General features: G+C 63.8%; 14 protein-coding genes and 1 tRNA gene. 6 read left to right on the forward strand and 9 right to left on the reverse strand.

Going from position 1 to position 12,953, the window contains the following annotated elements; translation table 11 throughout:
* The first annotated feature begins 139 nt into the window (after positions 1-139).
* The 5 genes from ACW9TV_RS10675 (at position 140) to ACW9TV_RS10695 (ending at position 4,063) form a co-directional block, all read left to right on the forward strand.
* Positions 140-610, forward strand: a complete 471-nt coding sequence (locus ACW9TV_RS10675; RefSeq protein WP_494303460.1) for a GNAT family N-acetyltransferase — start codon at positions 140-142, stop codon at positions 608-610.
* Between the two features lie 85 nt (positions 611-695).
* Entirely contained in the window at positions 696-1,298 is a 603-nt protein-coding gene (locus ACW9TV_RS10680) for a DUF1285 domain-containing protein (RefSeq protein ID WP_494303461.1), read from the forward strand.
* On the forward strand, positions 1,282-1,875 hold the full coding sequence (locus ACW9TV_RS10685; protein ID WP_494303462.1) for a CoA pyrophosphatase: 594 nt from the start codon (positions 1,282-1,284) through the stop codon (positions 1,873-1,875). Before ACW9TV_RS10680 ends, ACW9TV_RS10685 begins: the two co-directional genes overlap by 17 nt.
* A 38-nt stretch (positions 1,876-1,913) precedes the next feature.
* Positions 1,914-3,068 carry a CCA tRNA nucleotidyltransferase gene (locus ACW9TV_RS10690; RefSeq protein WP_494303463.1) on the forward strand — a complete coding sequence of 385 codons (1,155 nt, stop codon included), beginning with the start codon at positions 1,914-1,916 and terminating at the stop codon, positions 3,066-3,068.
* On the forward strand, positions 3,068-4,063 hold the full coding sequence (locus ACW9TV_RS10695; protein ID WP_494303464.1) for an LLM class flavin-dependent oxidoreductase: 996 nt from the start codon (positions 3,068-3,070) through the stop codon (positions 4,061-4,063). The genes ACW9TV_RS10690 and ACW9TV_RS10695 overlap by 1 nt, the downstream gene beginning before the upstream one ends.
* Here ACW9TV_RS10695 and ACW9TV_RS10700 read toward each other — a convergent pair.
* Positions 4,060-4,320 (reverse strand): hypothetical protein, encoded by a 261-nt coding sequence (locus tag ACW9TV_RS10700; protein ID WP_494303465.1) that lies wholly within the window; start codon positions 4,318-4,320, stop codon positions 4,060-4,062. The genes ACW9TV_RS10695 and ACW9TV_RS10700 overlap by 4 nt on opposite strands.
* A gap of 114 nt (positions 4,321-4,434) precedes the next feature.
* Entirely contained in the window at positions 4,435-4,944 is a 510-nt protein-coding gene (locus tag ACW9TV_RS10705) for a c-type cytochrome (RefSeq protein ID WP_494303466.1), read from the reverse strand.
* A gap of 242 nt (positions 4,945-5,186) precedes the next feature.
* On the opposite strand from ACW9TV_RS10705, the gene ACW9TV_RS10710 reads away from it, so the two are divergent.
* Positions 5,187-6,740, forward strand: coding sequence for a cryptochrome/photolyase family protein (locus ACW9TV_RS10710; RefSeq protein WP_494303467.1), 1,554 nt, complete (start codon positions 5,187-5,189; stop codon positions 6,738-6,740).
* A gap of 212 nt (positions 6,741-6,952) precedes the next feature.
* Here the strand turns inward: ACW9TV_RS10710 and ACW9TV_RS10715 are convergent, their stop codons facing one another.
* The 7 genes from ACW9TV_RS10715 to hemC all read right to left on the reverse strand — a co-directional run bounded on the left by ACW9TV_RS10715 (position 6,953) and on the right by hemC (position 12,921).
* Positions 6,953-7,789, reverse strand: coding sequence for a protein NO VEIN domain-containing protein (locus ACW9TV_RS10715; protein ID WP_494303468.1), 837 nt, complete (start codon positions 7,787-7,789; stop codon positions 6,953-6,955).
* Positions 7,790-7,895: 106 nt separating this feature from the next.
* A complete protein-coding gene (locus ACW9TV_RS10720) occupies positions 7,896-8,555 on the reverse strand; it encodes a hypothetical protein (protein WP_494303469.1) in 660 nt (219 codons plus the stop codon).
* Between the two features lie 185 nt (positions 8,556-8,740).
* A tRNA-Ser gene (locus ACW9TV_RS10725) sits at positions 8,741-8,832 on the reverse strand.
* 55 nt (positions 8,833-8,887) lie between these two features.
* On the reverse strand, positions 8,888-10,189 hold the full coding sequence (locus ACW9TV_RS10730) for a UDP-glucose dehydrogenase family protein (RefSeq protein WP_494303470.1): 1,302 nt from the start codon (positions 10,187-10,189) through the stop codon (positions 8,888-8,890).
* Between the two features lie 77 nt (positions 10,190-10,266).
* Entirely contained in the window at positions 10,267-11,295 is a 1,029-nt protein-coding gene (locus ACW9TV_RS10735; protein ID WP_494303471.1) for a hypothetical protein, read from the reverse strand.
* Positions 11,288-11,998, reverse strand: a complete 711-nt coding sequence (locus ACW9TV_RS10740) for a uroporphyrinogen-III synthase (protein WP_494303472.1) — start codon at positions 11,996-11,998, stop codon at positions 11,288-11,290. The genes ACW9TV_RS10735 and ACW9TV_RS10740 overlap by 8 nt, the downstream gene beginning before the upstream one ends.
* Complete coding sequence (gene hemC / locus ACW9TV_RS10745; protein WP_494303473.1) at positions 11,995-12,921, reverse strand: hydroxymethylbilane synthase; 927 nt, start codon at positions 12,919-12,921, stop codon at positions 11,995-11,997. Before hemC ends, ACW9TV_RS10740 begins: the two co-directional genes overlap by 4 nt.
* Positions 12,922-12,953: the final 32 nt, after the last annotated feature.

Raw genomic sequence — 12,953 nt, forward strand, 5'->3', positions numbered from 1 at the left:
CCAGAGACAAGAGGCAGGCCGGGCGATGCTTCGGATACCGCCTCTGGAAGTTCAAACTTCCTTCATGGCCTCGAAACAAATCAATTGCATGGACATGCCTGTGGACTTTCTATCTCAAGATGCTGTGGCCCCTGAACGGGTGGCCGAACTTCTGGACCTCTGTTTCGGGCCTGCCCGTCAGAAGCGCACAGCCAGCCTGCTGCGCGCCGCAGCGACGCGCATCGATCGTGCCAGCTTCGTGGCGCTGGACGGCGATGATCTGGTCGGCAGCGTGGAATGCTGGGAACTGGAGTGGCGGCACCCGATGGGCAACCGCCGCATCGCGCTGCTGGGGCCGCTGGTTTCCCACCCCGACCGGCGCGGGGAGCAGATCGGCGTGCGCCTGATGGATCTTGCGCTCGCCGAACTGGATGCAATGCATCTGCCGGTCATGCTGATCGGCAACGAACCCTATTACAGGCGCTGGGGCTTTTCGGCGCAGCATACCGGAGAATGGATCCTGCCGGGGCCGGTTGATCGCGACAGGCTGCTGCTTCGGGCCAAGGCAGGCCATCGTCTGCGCGGGCCCGCCCAACTGATGGCGCACGGCGTCGGCAGCGCCGCCGCCTGAAGGCGGCCTCTACGCGCTCCTCGCATCCGCACACCTCGCAGCTTCGATGCTTGACGACAGGTGCGGCCGGCCGCATGTCCGGCGCATGGTCTCGACTGCGGAACCGATCAGGCCGGAGGCGCTGGATCTTTCCCGCGCGAGCCTTGCGGATATCGCAAAGGCCGTGGCCGAACGCCGCCTGCCGCCGGTGGAGCAATGGAACCCGACCCATTGCGGGCACAGCGACATGCGGATCCGCGCTGATGGCAGCTGGCTGCATGGCGGTACGCCCATCGGCAGGCCTGCGCTGGTGAAGCTGTTTTCCACCATCCTCAGGCGCGAGGCGGACGGGCGTTTCGTACTGGTCACGCCGGTGGAGAAGCTGGACATCGAGGTGGATGATGCGCCGTTCCTTGCGGTCGAGGCCTTGAGCGAGGGCGAAGGGCGCGAGCGCCGGATCGCCTTCCGCCTGCTGACGGACGACATCGTGATGGCCGGGCCCGATCATCCGCTGCGGCTGGAAACCGCGCCCGATGGTTCCCCCCGCCCCTATCTTCATGTGCGCGGTCCGGCCGACCGGGCGCTGGATGCCCTGATCAACCGCCCCGTCTTCTATCAGCTGGCCGACCTGGCACTGGCTGAGCAGGAACGGCTGGGCGGGCGGCTGGGCCTGTGGAGCGGAGGCGCCTTCTTTGCCTTCGCTGATTGACCGCGTCCGGGCTGGTCTGCTGGCGTCAGACAGCCCGGTTCTCACCGGGGACCAGGATTTCGGCAGTTTCGGCACCACGCCATCCGGCCTGCTGGTCCCTGCCGCCGTGCTGGTGCCCATAATCCGCGCGTCGGAACCGCGCCTTCTTCTGACAACGCGGACCTCGCACCTGCGCAACCATGCCGGGCAGGTGGCCTTCCCTGGCGGTCGCATCGACACGGCTGACGAAGGGCCGGTGGCCGCCGCCCTGCGAGAGGCGCAGGAAGAGATCGGGCTGGAGCCGTCGGCCGTGGACGTGATCGGCATGGGCGACCCCTACCAGACCGGAACCGGTTATTCGGTGCAGCCCGTCGTCGGCGCAATCGAACCGGGCCTGTCCTTTTCCCCCAACCCGCATGAGGTGGCGGACCTGTTCGAGGTGCCGCTGGCCTATGCGCTGGACAGGCGCAACCATCTGCTCCGCGAGGCGGAGTGGCAGGGCCGGCTCAGGCGATACTATGTGATTGAATATGAAGGACGGATGATCTGGGGTGCAACTGCGGGGATGCTGGTGAACCTGGCGGCACGGCTGGCATGACGAGGCTGGATCCCGCATTGTGGTCCGGGCGGCCCGGCATGGACAAGCTGTTGCGTGCGCTATCCGCCGAAGCGGGCGAAACGCGGCTGGTGGGCGGTGCCGTACGGGACTGGCTGCTGAACCTGCCCGCATCCGATCTGGACTTCGCGACACGGCTTCCGCCGCAGACCGTGATCGAACGGCTGGAAGCGGCGGGCATCCGCGCCGTGCCGACCGGGCTTGCCCACGGCACCGTGACAGCGGTTGCCGGCGGCGCGCCCTATGAAGTGACAACGTTGCGCCGCGACGTAAACACATTCGGGCGCCATGCCGAAGTGGCCTTCACATCCGACTGGCAGGAAGATGCGGCCCGGCGGGATTTCACCATCAACGCGCTTTATGCGGACCCGCTCACAGGCGAACTGTTCGACTGGTTCGGCGGGCTGGACGATCTTTCCGCGCGCCGGATCCGGTTCATCGGGGAACCACTGGCCCGCATCGCGGAAGATCATCTGCGCATCCTCAGGTTCTTCCGTTTTTCGGCGCGCTTCGCGCCCGAGCTGGATGACAAGGGTCTTTCGGCCTGCGCAATGCGGGCAAATGACCTGATGGCCCTTTCGCGCGAACGCATCCGCGATGAACTGCTGAAGCTGCTGGCCCTGCCCGCCCCCCAAGCCACCGTCTCCGCCATGCTGGCGCATGAGATCCTTAAGCCGGTTCTGCCCGAAATCGAGCCTGCGAGGCATGCCGACCTGGAGCGTCTGATCGCTGCGGAAATCGCCGCACACCTGCAGCCGGACAGCTTGAGACGACTGGCAAGCCTTCTTCCGGAAGATCCTGTTATTGCATCTGAAATCGGATCCAGATTAAAGCTGTCCAATGCAGACAAGGCACGTCTTGCGCACGCCGCCTGCCGCACATCCGTTCCAGCCGATCCGCGGGTGCTTGCCTATTCGATCGGCCCGGCAGCGACGCAGGATCGGCTATTGCTGACGGCCGACGACCGGGCTGCGCAATGGGCTGGCCCCCTGTCGGGCTATGTCCGCCCGCGCATGCCGGTTTCCGGAAAGGATCTGATCGCAATGGGCCTGGCGCCGGGGCCTGCCGTTTCCCGACGGCTGGCAGAGGTGGAGCAACGCTGGATCGAAGCCGGATTTCCGCCCGACCGGAACAGGGTGATGGCGATCGCGCGCGACGTGCTGGGATTGCGCTGATGGACCTGAAACTATCGGTTCTGGATCAATCCCCGATTGCCGAGGGTGGAAGCGGTGGCCAGGCCTTGCGCAATTCGCTGGAGCTTGCGGCGCTGGCGGACAGGCGTGGCTTTCATCGCTTCTGGATGGCAGAACATCATGCCACGCCCGCACTTGCATCCGCATCTCCGGAAGTCCTGCTGGCCGCGATCGGCCGCGAAACGAAGCAGATCCGCATCGGCACTGGCGGGGTGATGCTGCCGCACTATTCCCCGTTCAAGGTCGCCGAAAGCTTCTCCATGCTTGAGGCGCTGTTTCCCGGCCGCGTGGATCTTGGCCTTGGGCGTGCGCCGGGCGCCGACCAGTTGACCGCCTATGCCCTTCAGCAGGACCGACGGCAGCGAACCGCCATGGAGTTTCCGCAACAGGTGCAGGAGCTGATGGCCTATTATGATCGCACGCTGCCGCAGGATCATCCGTTTCGCCATCTGGCGATGACTCTTCCAGGCGGAGAGGCGAAGCCTGACATCTGGATGCTGGGCTCCAGCCCCGACAGCGCGGACCTCGCCGGTGTCCTTGGCCTCCCCTATTGCATCGCCGATTTCATTGCGGGTGAAGTGCCGCAGCTGGCCGACCGCTATCGAGCGACCTTCCGGCCCTCGGCCCGTGCCCGGCAGCCGCAACTGATGGTGGCCTGCTGGGTGGTTGCAGCCGAAAGCAGTGAGCGCGCGCACTGGCTTGCCGGGCCTTCGCGGATGATGTTCGCACATCTGCAGCAGGGCCGGCTGATCCCGGTGCCCGAACCGGCCATCGCCGCCGACTGGCTTGCCCGAAACCCCGTGCCGACACCGGCCGCCCGCCGGCCGATCGTCGGCACTGCGGGGGAATGCCGGACGGCGCTGGAGGCGAAGGCCGCGATCTACGGGGCCGAGGAATTGATGCTGGTGAATATCCTGCACGGACATCAGGACCGGCTGCGCAGCCACGAGCTGATCGCGGACGCCTTCGGGCTCTAGCCGCCGCGCGGGATCTGCCGCACCATCACCACCTCATCGACGGCGAACGCATGGGTGAAGTGGCCTGGCCGTGTCGCGGCTTCCGCGATGGCTCCGTCCATCCGGATCGCCAGCACCCCTTCGATGAGGCCGCCGGATCTGAGCAGAAGGCTGACACTTTCCGTGCGACCGGATCCAAGGGCGGCCCAGGCCGTTGCCAGCAGGGACAGGCCGATCCGTGTCGGCGCGTCCTGCCGCACGGATGGCGAAGAACCCATTCGGAACGCGCCATGCCCGCCCAGATCCATTGTCCGCGCCTGCCTTTCAACCTGTGACGGGGTATTCCCCCACAGGTTTACGGCCGCCAGCGCAGCAACTGAAGGCCGCCGGCGTCAGCCAGCTCCGCCGTTGGCTTTCAGATAGGCGATCAGATTCGCACGCTTCTGGGGGTCCGCAATGCCGGCGAAGGCCATTGTGGTGCCAGGCACCATTGCTCGCGGATTCTTCAGATATTCGAACAGCTTTTCTTCCGTCCAGACGATCCCGCTGCCCTTGTTGGCATCGGAATAACGGAAATCCGAAACATGCCCCGCAGTTGCGCCGATCACCTTGTGCAGGGATGGCCCCACGCGGTTTTCGCCTTCCTTCAGCGAGTGGCAGGCCTGACACTGGATGAACACCGTCTTGCCGGCAGCGGCATCGCCGGTGAGTTCGGCGAACACCTCCGGCACAGGGGCGGACGCCGGCTGAACGGGCGCGGCCGGTTCCGCCGGAACGGGCGCCGAACCGGAAACCTCGGCTTCAGGCGCCGCAGCGCCGGGCTCCTCCGTCTTCGAGCCGCAAGCAGCCACCAGCGCGAACAGCGCGACCGAAGCGAACATCCCCGGAATTCCCTTGCTCATCATTACCCCTTCAAAAATGAACTGTGCCCCTCAACCGGATCAGACCTATAGCCGGGCTGCCGCCTGCTGCAAACGCGCCCGGGCCTGAGGAATGGATGCGTTGCGAAAAGGCGTCAGCGGCGCGGCGGCAATGCCAAGCCAGCCGATACCGCAGCGATCGGCAGCTTGTCCGATGGATACAGCTCTCTTAGCGGTTCGGATTGAGCCGTTCCTGCGGCGACTGATAGCGGCCGGAGCCCGTGATGACGACGATAGTCCTGATTTTGGGCGATCAGCTTACGCCCGGCATCGCCGCGCTGAAGGCAAGCGATCCCGCCGACACGATCGTGCTGATGGCCGAAGTGCAGGCTGAGGCATCCTATGTGGGCCATCACAAGAAGAAGCTAGCGCTGATCTTTTCCGCCATGCGCCACTTCGCAGACGAATTGCGGCAGGAAGGATGGACCGTCGATTATGTCACGCTGGACGACCCCGACAACACGCACGACCTTGGCGGGGAAGTGCGGCGGGCGATGCACCGCCACGGCGCAGACAGGATCAGGGTGACGCACCCCGGGGAATGGCGGGTTCTTGAAGGCATGCGTCTATGGAACCCCGCGCCCGAAATCCTGCCGGATGACCGGTTTCTTTGCAGCCCAGCGGAATTTGCCGAGTGGGCCGACGGGCGGAAAGCCCTGCGGATGGAATATTTCTATCGCATGATGCGCCACAAGACCGGCCTGCTGATGGATGGTGACAAGCCGATCGGCGGACAGTGGAACTTCGATCACGACAATCGCAAGCCCGCGAATGCAGATCTGTTCATGCCGCGCCCGCAACGCTTCGCACCCGACGGCACGACGAAGGCCGTTCTGGCATTGGTGGCGGACCGCTTTGCCGGGAACTTCGGCGATCTGGAACCGTTCTGGTTCCCTGTTACCCGCGCCGATGCCGAACGGGCTGCTGCCTTCTTCATTTCACACGCCCTGCCCCGCTTCGGCGACTATCAGGACGCCATGCTGACACGGGAATATTTTCTCTATCACAGCGTTTTTTCACCCGCGATCAATCTGGGCCTGCTGGATCCGCTGGCCCTGTGCCGCATGGCCGAGGAGGCCTTTCACCGCGGCCATGCGCCGTTGAATGCGGTGGAAGGCTTCATTCGGCAGATTATCGGCTGGCGGGAGTTTGTGCGCGGAATCTATTGGCGCGAAGGGCCCGATTACGTCAGGCGCAACGCGCTGGAAGCGTTCCGCTCTCTGCCGGCTATGTACTGGAACGGGAACACCGGCATGGCGTGCATGGCAGCCGCCATCGGGCAGACCAGGGAGGAAGCCTATGCGCATCACATCCAGCGACTGATGGTGACCGGCAATTTTGCCTTGCTCGCCGGCGTTGACCCACATGAACTGCACCAATGGTATCTGGCAGTCTATGCGGACGCCTATGAATGGGTCGAAGCACCCAACACGATCGGGATGAGCCAGTTTGCCGACGGCGGACTGCTTGCATCGAAGCCTTATGCCGCCAGCGGTGCCTATATCTCTCGCATGTCCGATTACTGCGGGTCCTGCCGCTATGATGTGAAACAGAAAGTGGGCGCCAATGCTTGCCCGCTGAACGCCCTTTACTGGGATTTTCTGGCGCGCCATCGCGAACGCTTTGCCGGCAATCCGCGCATGGCCCAGATGTATCGAACCTGGGATCGCATGGCCCCGCAACAGCAAGCCGAAATTCGCGGTCAGGCTCAGGGCTTCCTTGCCAGGATCGATGAACATGGGAGTGACAATTCGTATCAAGGGCTAGCCCAGAATTGAACAGACGCGGCAAGTTCGTGGCCGAGAAGATCTCAGTCCAGCTCGTGGACCAAATGGTGAAGCGGGGCTATCATTCGCCAAAACTAATCGATCACCTCGTCATCAGGTGCGTACTGCCATCGCTTTCGGTGAACGACATCTTTGCGGTTGCCGATCAGCCTTGGGTAAGCAGATGGACATTATTTTTAACTGAATACGCCAGCGGCCTGATATCAGTGGAAGCCTGCCACGAATGCTGTGGCCGTGAGTGTGACGTGGACATCTAGCGGCGGATACAATTCGAAGGCCCTCGGCTCACGCGAGAAGTTCCAAAGCCGGAACAGGCACCATTCGGATCGGCGCTCGTCCGCCACCGCAAGCTCGTTGCGAGTGATGTGGAAAGGCGTCCGTTCCCACCCATTCGTCGTCTTCACCTCGATCAAGCGCACCTGACCATCTGGCGTGAAACTCGCGATGTCATAGCCCGTGCCATCGCCGTCCTCCTCAGACACCCAACGAACCTTTCGCGCCAAGTCATTACGTCCCGCAGATCGTAGCGATGCCCACTCATGCGCCAGAACACGCTCCTCTCCGGCGCGACCAAGGGAGCGATTGCGCTCATCCCGGCCTGCCACGTCGAACTTCCTAGCGATGTGCAACATTTGCTCCAGTTCCTGCGGAGGCGGCTGGTTCGACAGCGTTGGGGGTGGTCCGATCCAGATCGGCGCGGATTCCTGAAGGCCTGTCGCCGCGCGCGAGTCTGGCAGACGGCCAAGCCATGCTGGATTTTTTGCTAACCAACGCGCCACCGCGTCGACGAGCGACATTTGAAAATTGAACGCAGGCTTGTAGCCGGAGATCCAGTCCTCGCCGAGCCCCTTCAGAACCGCGCTGATGTTCTGGTGCTTGAACTCGATTGACCCCTCCGAGCGCCCGTTCAGCAACGGCAGGAGCGTAAGGCGGTGCTCCGCCTTGTTGTACGGAAATCCGAATATGTCTTCAGCCAGCATCGCGAAGTAATCCGAGACGATCAGATCGTTCTCCTGATCGGTCCAAGGCTCGCTCGACATCGGACTAGGCTGCTGAAATCGCGTTCAATTGTCAACGAAAGTCAAAAACCACCGGGTCCTTGATACCCTTCATAGCGACGGGCTGTGAACGGCTTACCCCATCGGTTCAGAAGCGGTGGAGCTTGACGTGGTCTGCTAGCGATTTTAGCCTTATGAAGATGGGAGGCGGCACCGGCTCGAACACAGGCACGGCTGGTTCTGTATGAATCGTCAGCACAACGTTCTCGACATTCATGGTGTCGCGCTTACCGACTGCGATCCGAAACTCGCCCTGCCACGCAAAGCCTTCGGGTTTGATGAGGACCAACCTTTCGGGGAGCGCCCAATCAGCACCCGGTTCCCTGCTATGCTCACGGTAGTCAACCGTGTCGCAAACGACTTGTTCATAATCAAACTGTGAGGTGGCCTGCGCTCGCATTTTCAACCGCCGCACCAGTATGTCCGGGTCCGGTATCTCTACACAGAACGGGCCGAATTTTTCAGCCAGTTCGGAGGACAGTATATTGCTGGCACAATAGATGAATATATCGTTCTGATTGACTGAAGAATTAAAGCTGCCGCCTTCAAGCGTGATAACTCGCCCGTCCTCCATATTCATGACTAGCCCGTCCTTCGGAGCATAGGTCAAAATGCCGTCGCGTGGATCTCCTCGAACCCCATCGGCTTCCCGCGCCCGGAAATGGGAAAGGGGCTGCATCATCAATTCGCCCTTATTGATAAGTGCCCGCGCGTGCGCTTCCTCGGTGAAGTATTTGTAGATCGCCATGCGAACACAATGCCATGGCTCGGCATTGTGGTCACCATGTGCTGGGCTCCAGCGCCGGGAACCAGCGCGCAACAGCACCACAGCCCTCGCTAGGGGTGCTCCCCAACGGGTGACAAATTCAGCCCAAACAGACCTATCCCTCTTGGGGCGGGCTATCTGCATGAGCGCTTGTTTTTACTTGGTTTTGGCGGAGTCGGAGGGATTCGAACCCTCGGTACCGGTTACCCAGTACGGCAGTTTAGCAAACTGCTGGTTTCAGCCACTCACCCACGACTCCGAGCAGCAGCAGACGGCGGGCTATAGAGAGGGAAGCCCGCCGTTGCAACCGGCCGCTAGCGGCCAATTCCACTATAGTTGAGGCCGTGGCGCGCCATTTCCTCAGGGCGATAGACATTGCGCAGATCCACCACCACCGGTGAGCGAAGCAGGCTCTTTACCCGCGCCAGATCCAGGGCGCGGAAAGCGTCCCATTCCGTCACCAGCACCATCGCATCCGCGCCTTCCAGGGCGGCATAGGGGCTGTCGGCATAATCGACATTCTGAAGCACCAGCTTGGCCTGTTCCACCCCTTCCGGATCGAAAGCGGAAACATTCGCGCCGGCATCCTGCAACGTCTGGATGATCGCAATAGCCGGGCTGTCGCGCATGTCATCGGTGTTGGGCTTGAACGTCAGGCCCAGCACGCCGATCTTCTTGCCCCGCACGTCGCCCCCGGCTGCGGCGATCACCCGGCGGCCCATCGCGCGCTTACGGGTATCGTTCACCTGGGCCACCGTTTCGACGATTCGGACGGGGGCGTCATTGTCCTGCGCTGTCTTGATCAGCGCCAGCGTATCCTTGGGGAAGCAGCTGCCGCCATAGCCGGGGCCGGCGTTCAGGAATTTCGAGCCGATGCGGTTGTCGAGCCCGATCCCGCGCGCGACATCCTGCACATTGGCCCCCACCTTCTCGCACAGATCCGCAATCTCGTTGATGAAGGTGATCTTCACCGCGAGGAAGGCATTGGCCGCATATTTGGTGAGTTCCGAGGTGCGCCGGCTTGTCACCATGATCGGCGCCTGATTCAGATAGAGCGGACGATACAGTTCTTCGAGGACGGCCTTTGCGCGATCATCCTCGACCCCGATCACGATGCGGTCCGGCCGCTTGAAATCCGCGATGGCCGCGCCTTCGCGCAGAAATTCCGGATTGGAAGCCACCGCGAAATCGGCTTTCGGGTTGGTTTCGCGGATGATCCGTTCCACTTCGTCCCCGGTGCCGACGGGAACCGTCGACTTGGTGACGACCACCGTGAAGCCGTCGATGTTCGCGGCAATTTCCTTTGCCGCCGCATAAACATAGCTGAGATCGGCATGGCCATCGCCACGGCGAGACGGGGTTCCGACGGCGATGAACACGGCCTGCGCGCCATTCATGCCCTCGGCAAGATCAGTCGTGAAGCTGAGACGGCCGGCCTTCACGTTCGTTTCCACCAGATCGTCGAGCCCGGGCTCGAAGATGGGCATCACATTCGCCTTCAGCCGCTCGATCTTGCCGGGATCCTTGTCGACGCAGACGACATCATGGCCGAAATCCGCGAAGCATGCGCCGGACACCAACCCGACATATCCCGATCCGATCATGGCGACGCGCATGCTGCTTATCCATTCCTGCCGTTGTAACGGGCTCTCGTTAGCCGTTGCAGCATTGCTGGCGCAAGCGCTCCGGCTGGTTAAGGCGCAGCGCGCCCCTGCGGCGCGGCCCCGGCCGGTGCTGTGTTGCCTGGCACTGTCTGGGCTGGCGCTGACTGGGCGGCGCGCCTGGCTGCTTCGGCCGCCGCCTCGTTGATTGCTGCCGCTTCCAGCCGTGACAGGGCCGTGTCGGCTTCCAGCAAAAGCTGTGCATCACCCAGCCACTGGCGGGTATCGGCCGTCTGCGGAAGCGGCTTGAGCGCGGCGATTGCCAGCGTGACATCGCCGGCAGCCATGGCTTCGCGCGCATTGCGGATATGGGCATTGAAATCGAGCGGCTTCGTCCCGCCTTCGGTCCGCACGGTGACCAGGCTGCCCAGACGCGTCTTGAGACGATCCCACCAGTTCTGACTGGCAGGGCTGGCTGCCTGCGCGTCGGCAATCGTCTGAAGCCGCAGCTGCAGGCTGTGACGGGACTGCGGCGAGCGCGACCAGGCCAGAAGCGCATCAAGGCTGGCGGAATCCGTTGCGCGATATCGGGCCTCCAGCGCAGGCTCCAGCTGAGTCAGCGGTCGGCCGGCCTCCAGCATGCGCCGCGTGACGCCCAGCAGGAAAAGATCCCGCAGGCGTGCGTCTTCCATTGCCAGCGCGCTGCTCGTGCGCTGCTGATCTGCCGCCAGCGCGTTCATCGCAGCCAGGACTTCACCCATCCGCATTTCCAGTGTGGCAATGCGCGAATCAACCGCAGTCACATCCGCCGCAGGCGCCTGAGCCGGCAGGCTTGCGGGCCTGGCGCCGCGTGCTTCCAGCTGTTCGACCCGTTCGGTGAGCCCGCCCACGCGCGGATCCGGTGCGGGCACGGATTCGCTGCGCAGTTCGGCAGGCAGGTGGCTTCGCGCCGCACGCTCGAACACGGGGCTGCCGATCAGGCCCAGCGCGAAGGCGAGCAGGCCGGCAGAAATCAGCCAGGGCCAGATCGGCCGAGCGCCCCTGCGCTTCGCCTCTTCCTCGCGCGCGGCAAGGCTGCGGGCGGCAAGGCGATCCAGTTCATCAAAGGAGCCATTAGTCATGCGGCAAGCCTTGCCACAGCCCCAAAGCTGCGGCCAGTGCCTGCTCCCGCGCGGGCATTGCCGCAATCGCGATGTCGCGCCAGCCCGGCCCTGCCGCAGCGGCAACGGCCGGGCTTAACGCGACGATGCGCTGGCCGGCGACCGGCACATCATGCGTCTCCAGCAGTTGACGAAAGTGCCGCGCCGTCCGCGGCGAGAACAGGAGCGTTGCGAACAGCGAGCCGGACCGCAGAGCCAAAAGCGCGGAATCTGGCAGGGCGGGCACAAGGCGGGCTGCATAGACCGGCACGCGGATCAGCCTCGTGCCCGGGGGGCTGGTGATCCGGGCCGTCTGCTCCCCTGACAGATGCAGGATCCGTGCACGACCGTCGGCAGCCGCGCGCGCAACGATGGCGCTGCCATCGGTTGCGCCGGTCGATACGATCCGAAAGCCGGCTTTCTCCACGGCTTCCTTCGTATTTGGCCCCACAGCATAGGCTGGCAGGCCCTTCAATGCGGGCGGCAGGCCCATCGCGAAGGCTGGCGCGCGGGCGCTGGTGAACAGAAGGCTGTCCGGCGCGGCATCCGCCGGCACGGACCATTCGATCGGCACGATCTCCAGCAACGGGGCGGCAAGGGTGTCGAAGCCGGCAAGCCGTGCGGCCTCCGCCGTTCCCGCCACCTCTTCGGCTGGGCGGGTCAGCAGCAGGCAGGGTCTGGTCAAGTCGCCGCCTTCTCCAGCGAAGCCAGGATTGCGGGGGGCGCCTGATCCAACAGGATCCGGGCCAGCTCAAGCCCCAGTTCGTGCGGATCACCCTGCCCCGCAACTTCCGCGCAGACCTGTTCCTGCCCGTCCGGGCTCAGCAGTTCGGCCCGCAGGCTGATCGCCTCCGCCGCCAAGGCGTGAACGGCAACCGACGTATGGCAACTGCCGCCCAGCCCTTCCAGAACCGCGCGTTCGGCCGTTAGGGCGCGGAATGCGCCGGCATCGTTCACCTGTGCCAGAAGGGACAAAACGCGGGTATCGGCCGGCCGGCATGTCATTCCCACGATCCCCTGCGATGCCGCCGGGAGCCAGTCCGTCAGTGGCAGCGGCGCGCCCGCCTCTATTCCAAGCCTGTCGAGCCCGGCAGCGGCGAGAAATGTCGCGGCGACCCGCCCTTCCCGGATGGCGCGAAGGCGCGTCTCGACATTGCCCCGAAGACTTTCAACCCTGAGATCCGGCCTGCGATTCAGCAACTGGGCCGCACGCCGCGGGCTGGATGTGCCGACGATGGCGCCCGGGGCGATCGCCTCGATCGCATCCGCGCCGATCAGCCTGTCGCGCACATCGGCGCGGGGAAGCACCGCGGCCAGGGCAACGCCATCTGCCAGCCGCGTTTCCACATCCTTCATGGAGTGAACCGCGAAATCGATTTCCCCGTCGATCAGGGCCCTGTCCAGTTCCCTGGTCCACAACGCCTTGCCGCCGATTTCCGCCAGTGGCCTGTCCTGGATCCGGTCTCCGGTCGTCTGCACGGGAATGATGCGAATCTGATCATCCGAAAGACCATGGGCTGCCTGAAGGGCAGCGGCAGCCATCCGGGCCTGCGCCATCGCAAGTGGGGACGATCGGGTGCCGAGACGGAGCGGAGCCAGAAGTTTCACGCGGGCTCTTCTGCCCTTATCCCGCCCCTGCG

The sequence above is a fragment of the Sandaracinobacter sp. T42 genome, from assembly GCF_059115405.1.

Excerpts from the sequence above, each read along its gene's own strand:
- ACW9TV_RS10680 (WP_494303461.1), top strand. The coding sequence starts at position 696 with ATGGTCTCGACTGCGGAACCGATCAGGCCGGAGGCGCTGGATCTTTCC.
- ACW9TV_RS10690 (WP_494303463.1), top strand. The coding sequence starts at position 1,914 with ATGGACAAGCTGTTGCGTGCGCTATCCGCCGAAGCGGGCGAAACGCGG.
- ACW9TV_RS10695 (WP_494303464.1), top strand. The coding sequence starts at position 3,068 with ATGGACCTGAAACTATCGGTTCTGGATCAATCCCCGATTGCCGAGGGT.
- ACW9TV_RS10700 (WP_494303465.1), bottom strand. The coding sequence starts at position 4,320 with ATGGGTTCTTCGCCATCCGTGCGGCAGGACGCGCCGACACGGATCGGC.
- ACW9TV_RS10705 (WP_494303466.1), bottom strand. The coding sequence starts at position 4,944 with ATGAGCAAGGGAATTCCGGGGATGTTCGCTTCGGTCGCGCTGTTCGCG.
- ACW9TV_RS10710 (WP_494303467.1), top strand. The coding sequence starts at position 5,187 with ATGACGACGATAGTCCTGATTTTGGGCGATCAGCTTACGCCCGGCATC.
- ACW9TV_RS10715 (WP_494303468.1), bottom strand. The coding sequence starts at position 7,789 with ATGTCGAGCGAGCCTTGGACCGATCAGGAGAACGATCTGATCGTCTCG.
- ACW9TV_RS10720 (WP_494303469.1), bottom strand. The coding sequence starts at position 8,555 with ATGGCGATCTACAAATACTTCACCGAGGAAGCGCACGCGCGGGCACTT.
- ACW9TV_RS10730 (WP_494303470.1), bottom strand. The coding sequence starts at position 10,189 with ATGCGCGTCGCCATGATCGGATCGGGATATGTCGGGTTGGTGTCCGGC.
- ACW9TV_RS10735 (WP_494303471.1), bottom strand. The coding sequence starts at position 11,295 with ATGACTAATGGCTCCTTTGATGAACTGGATCGCCTTGCCGCCCGCAGC.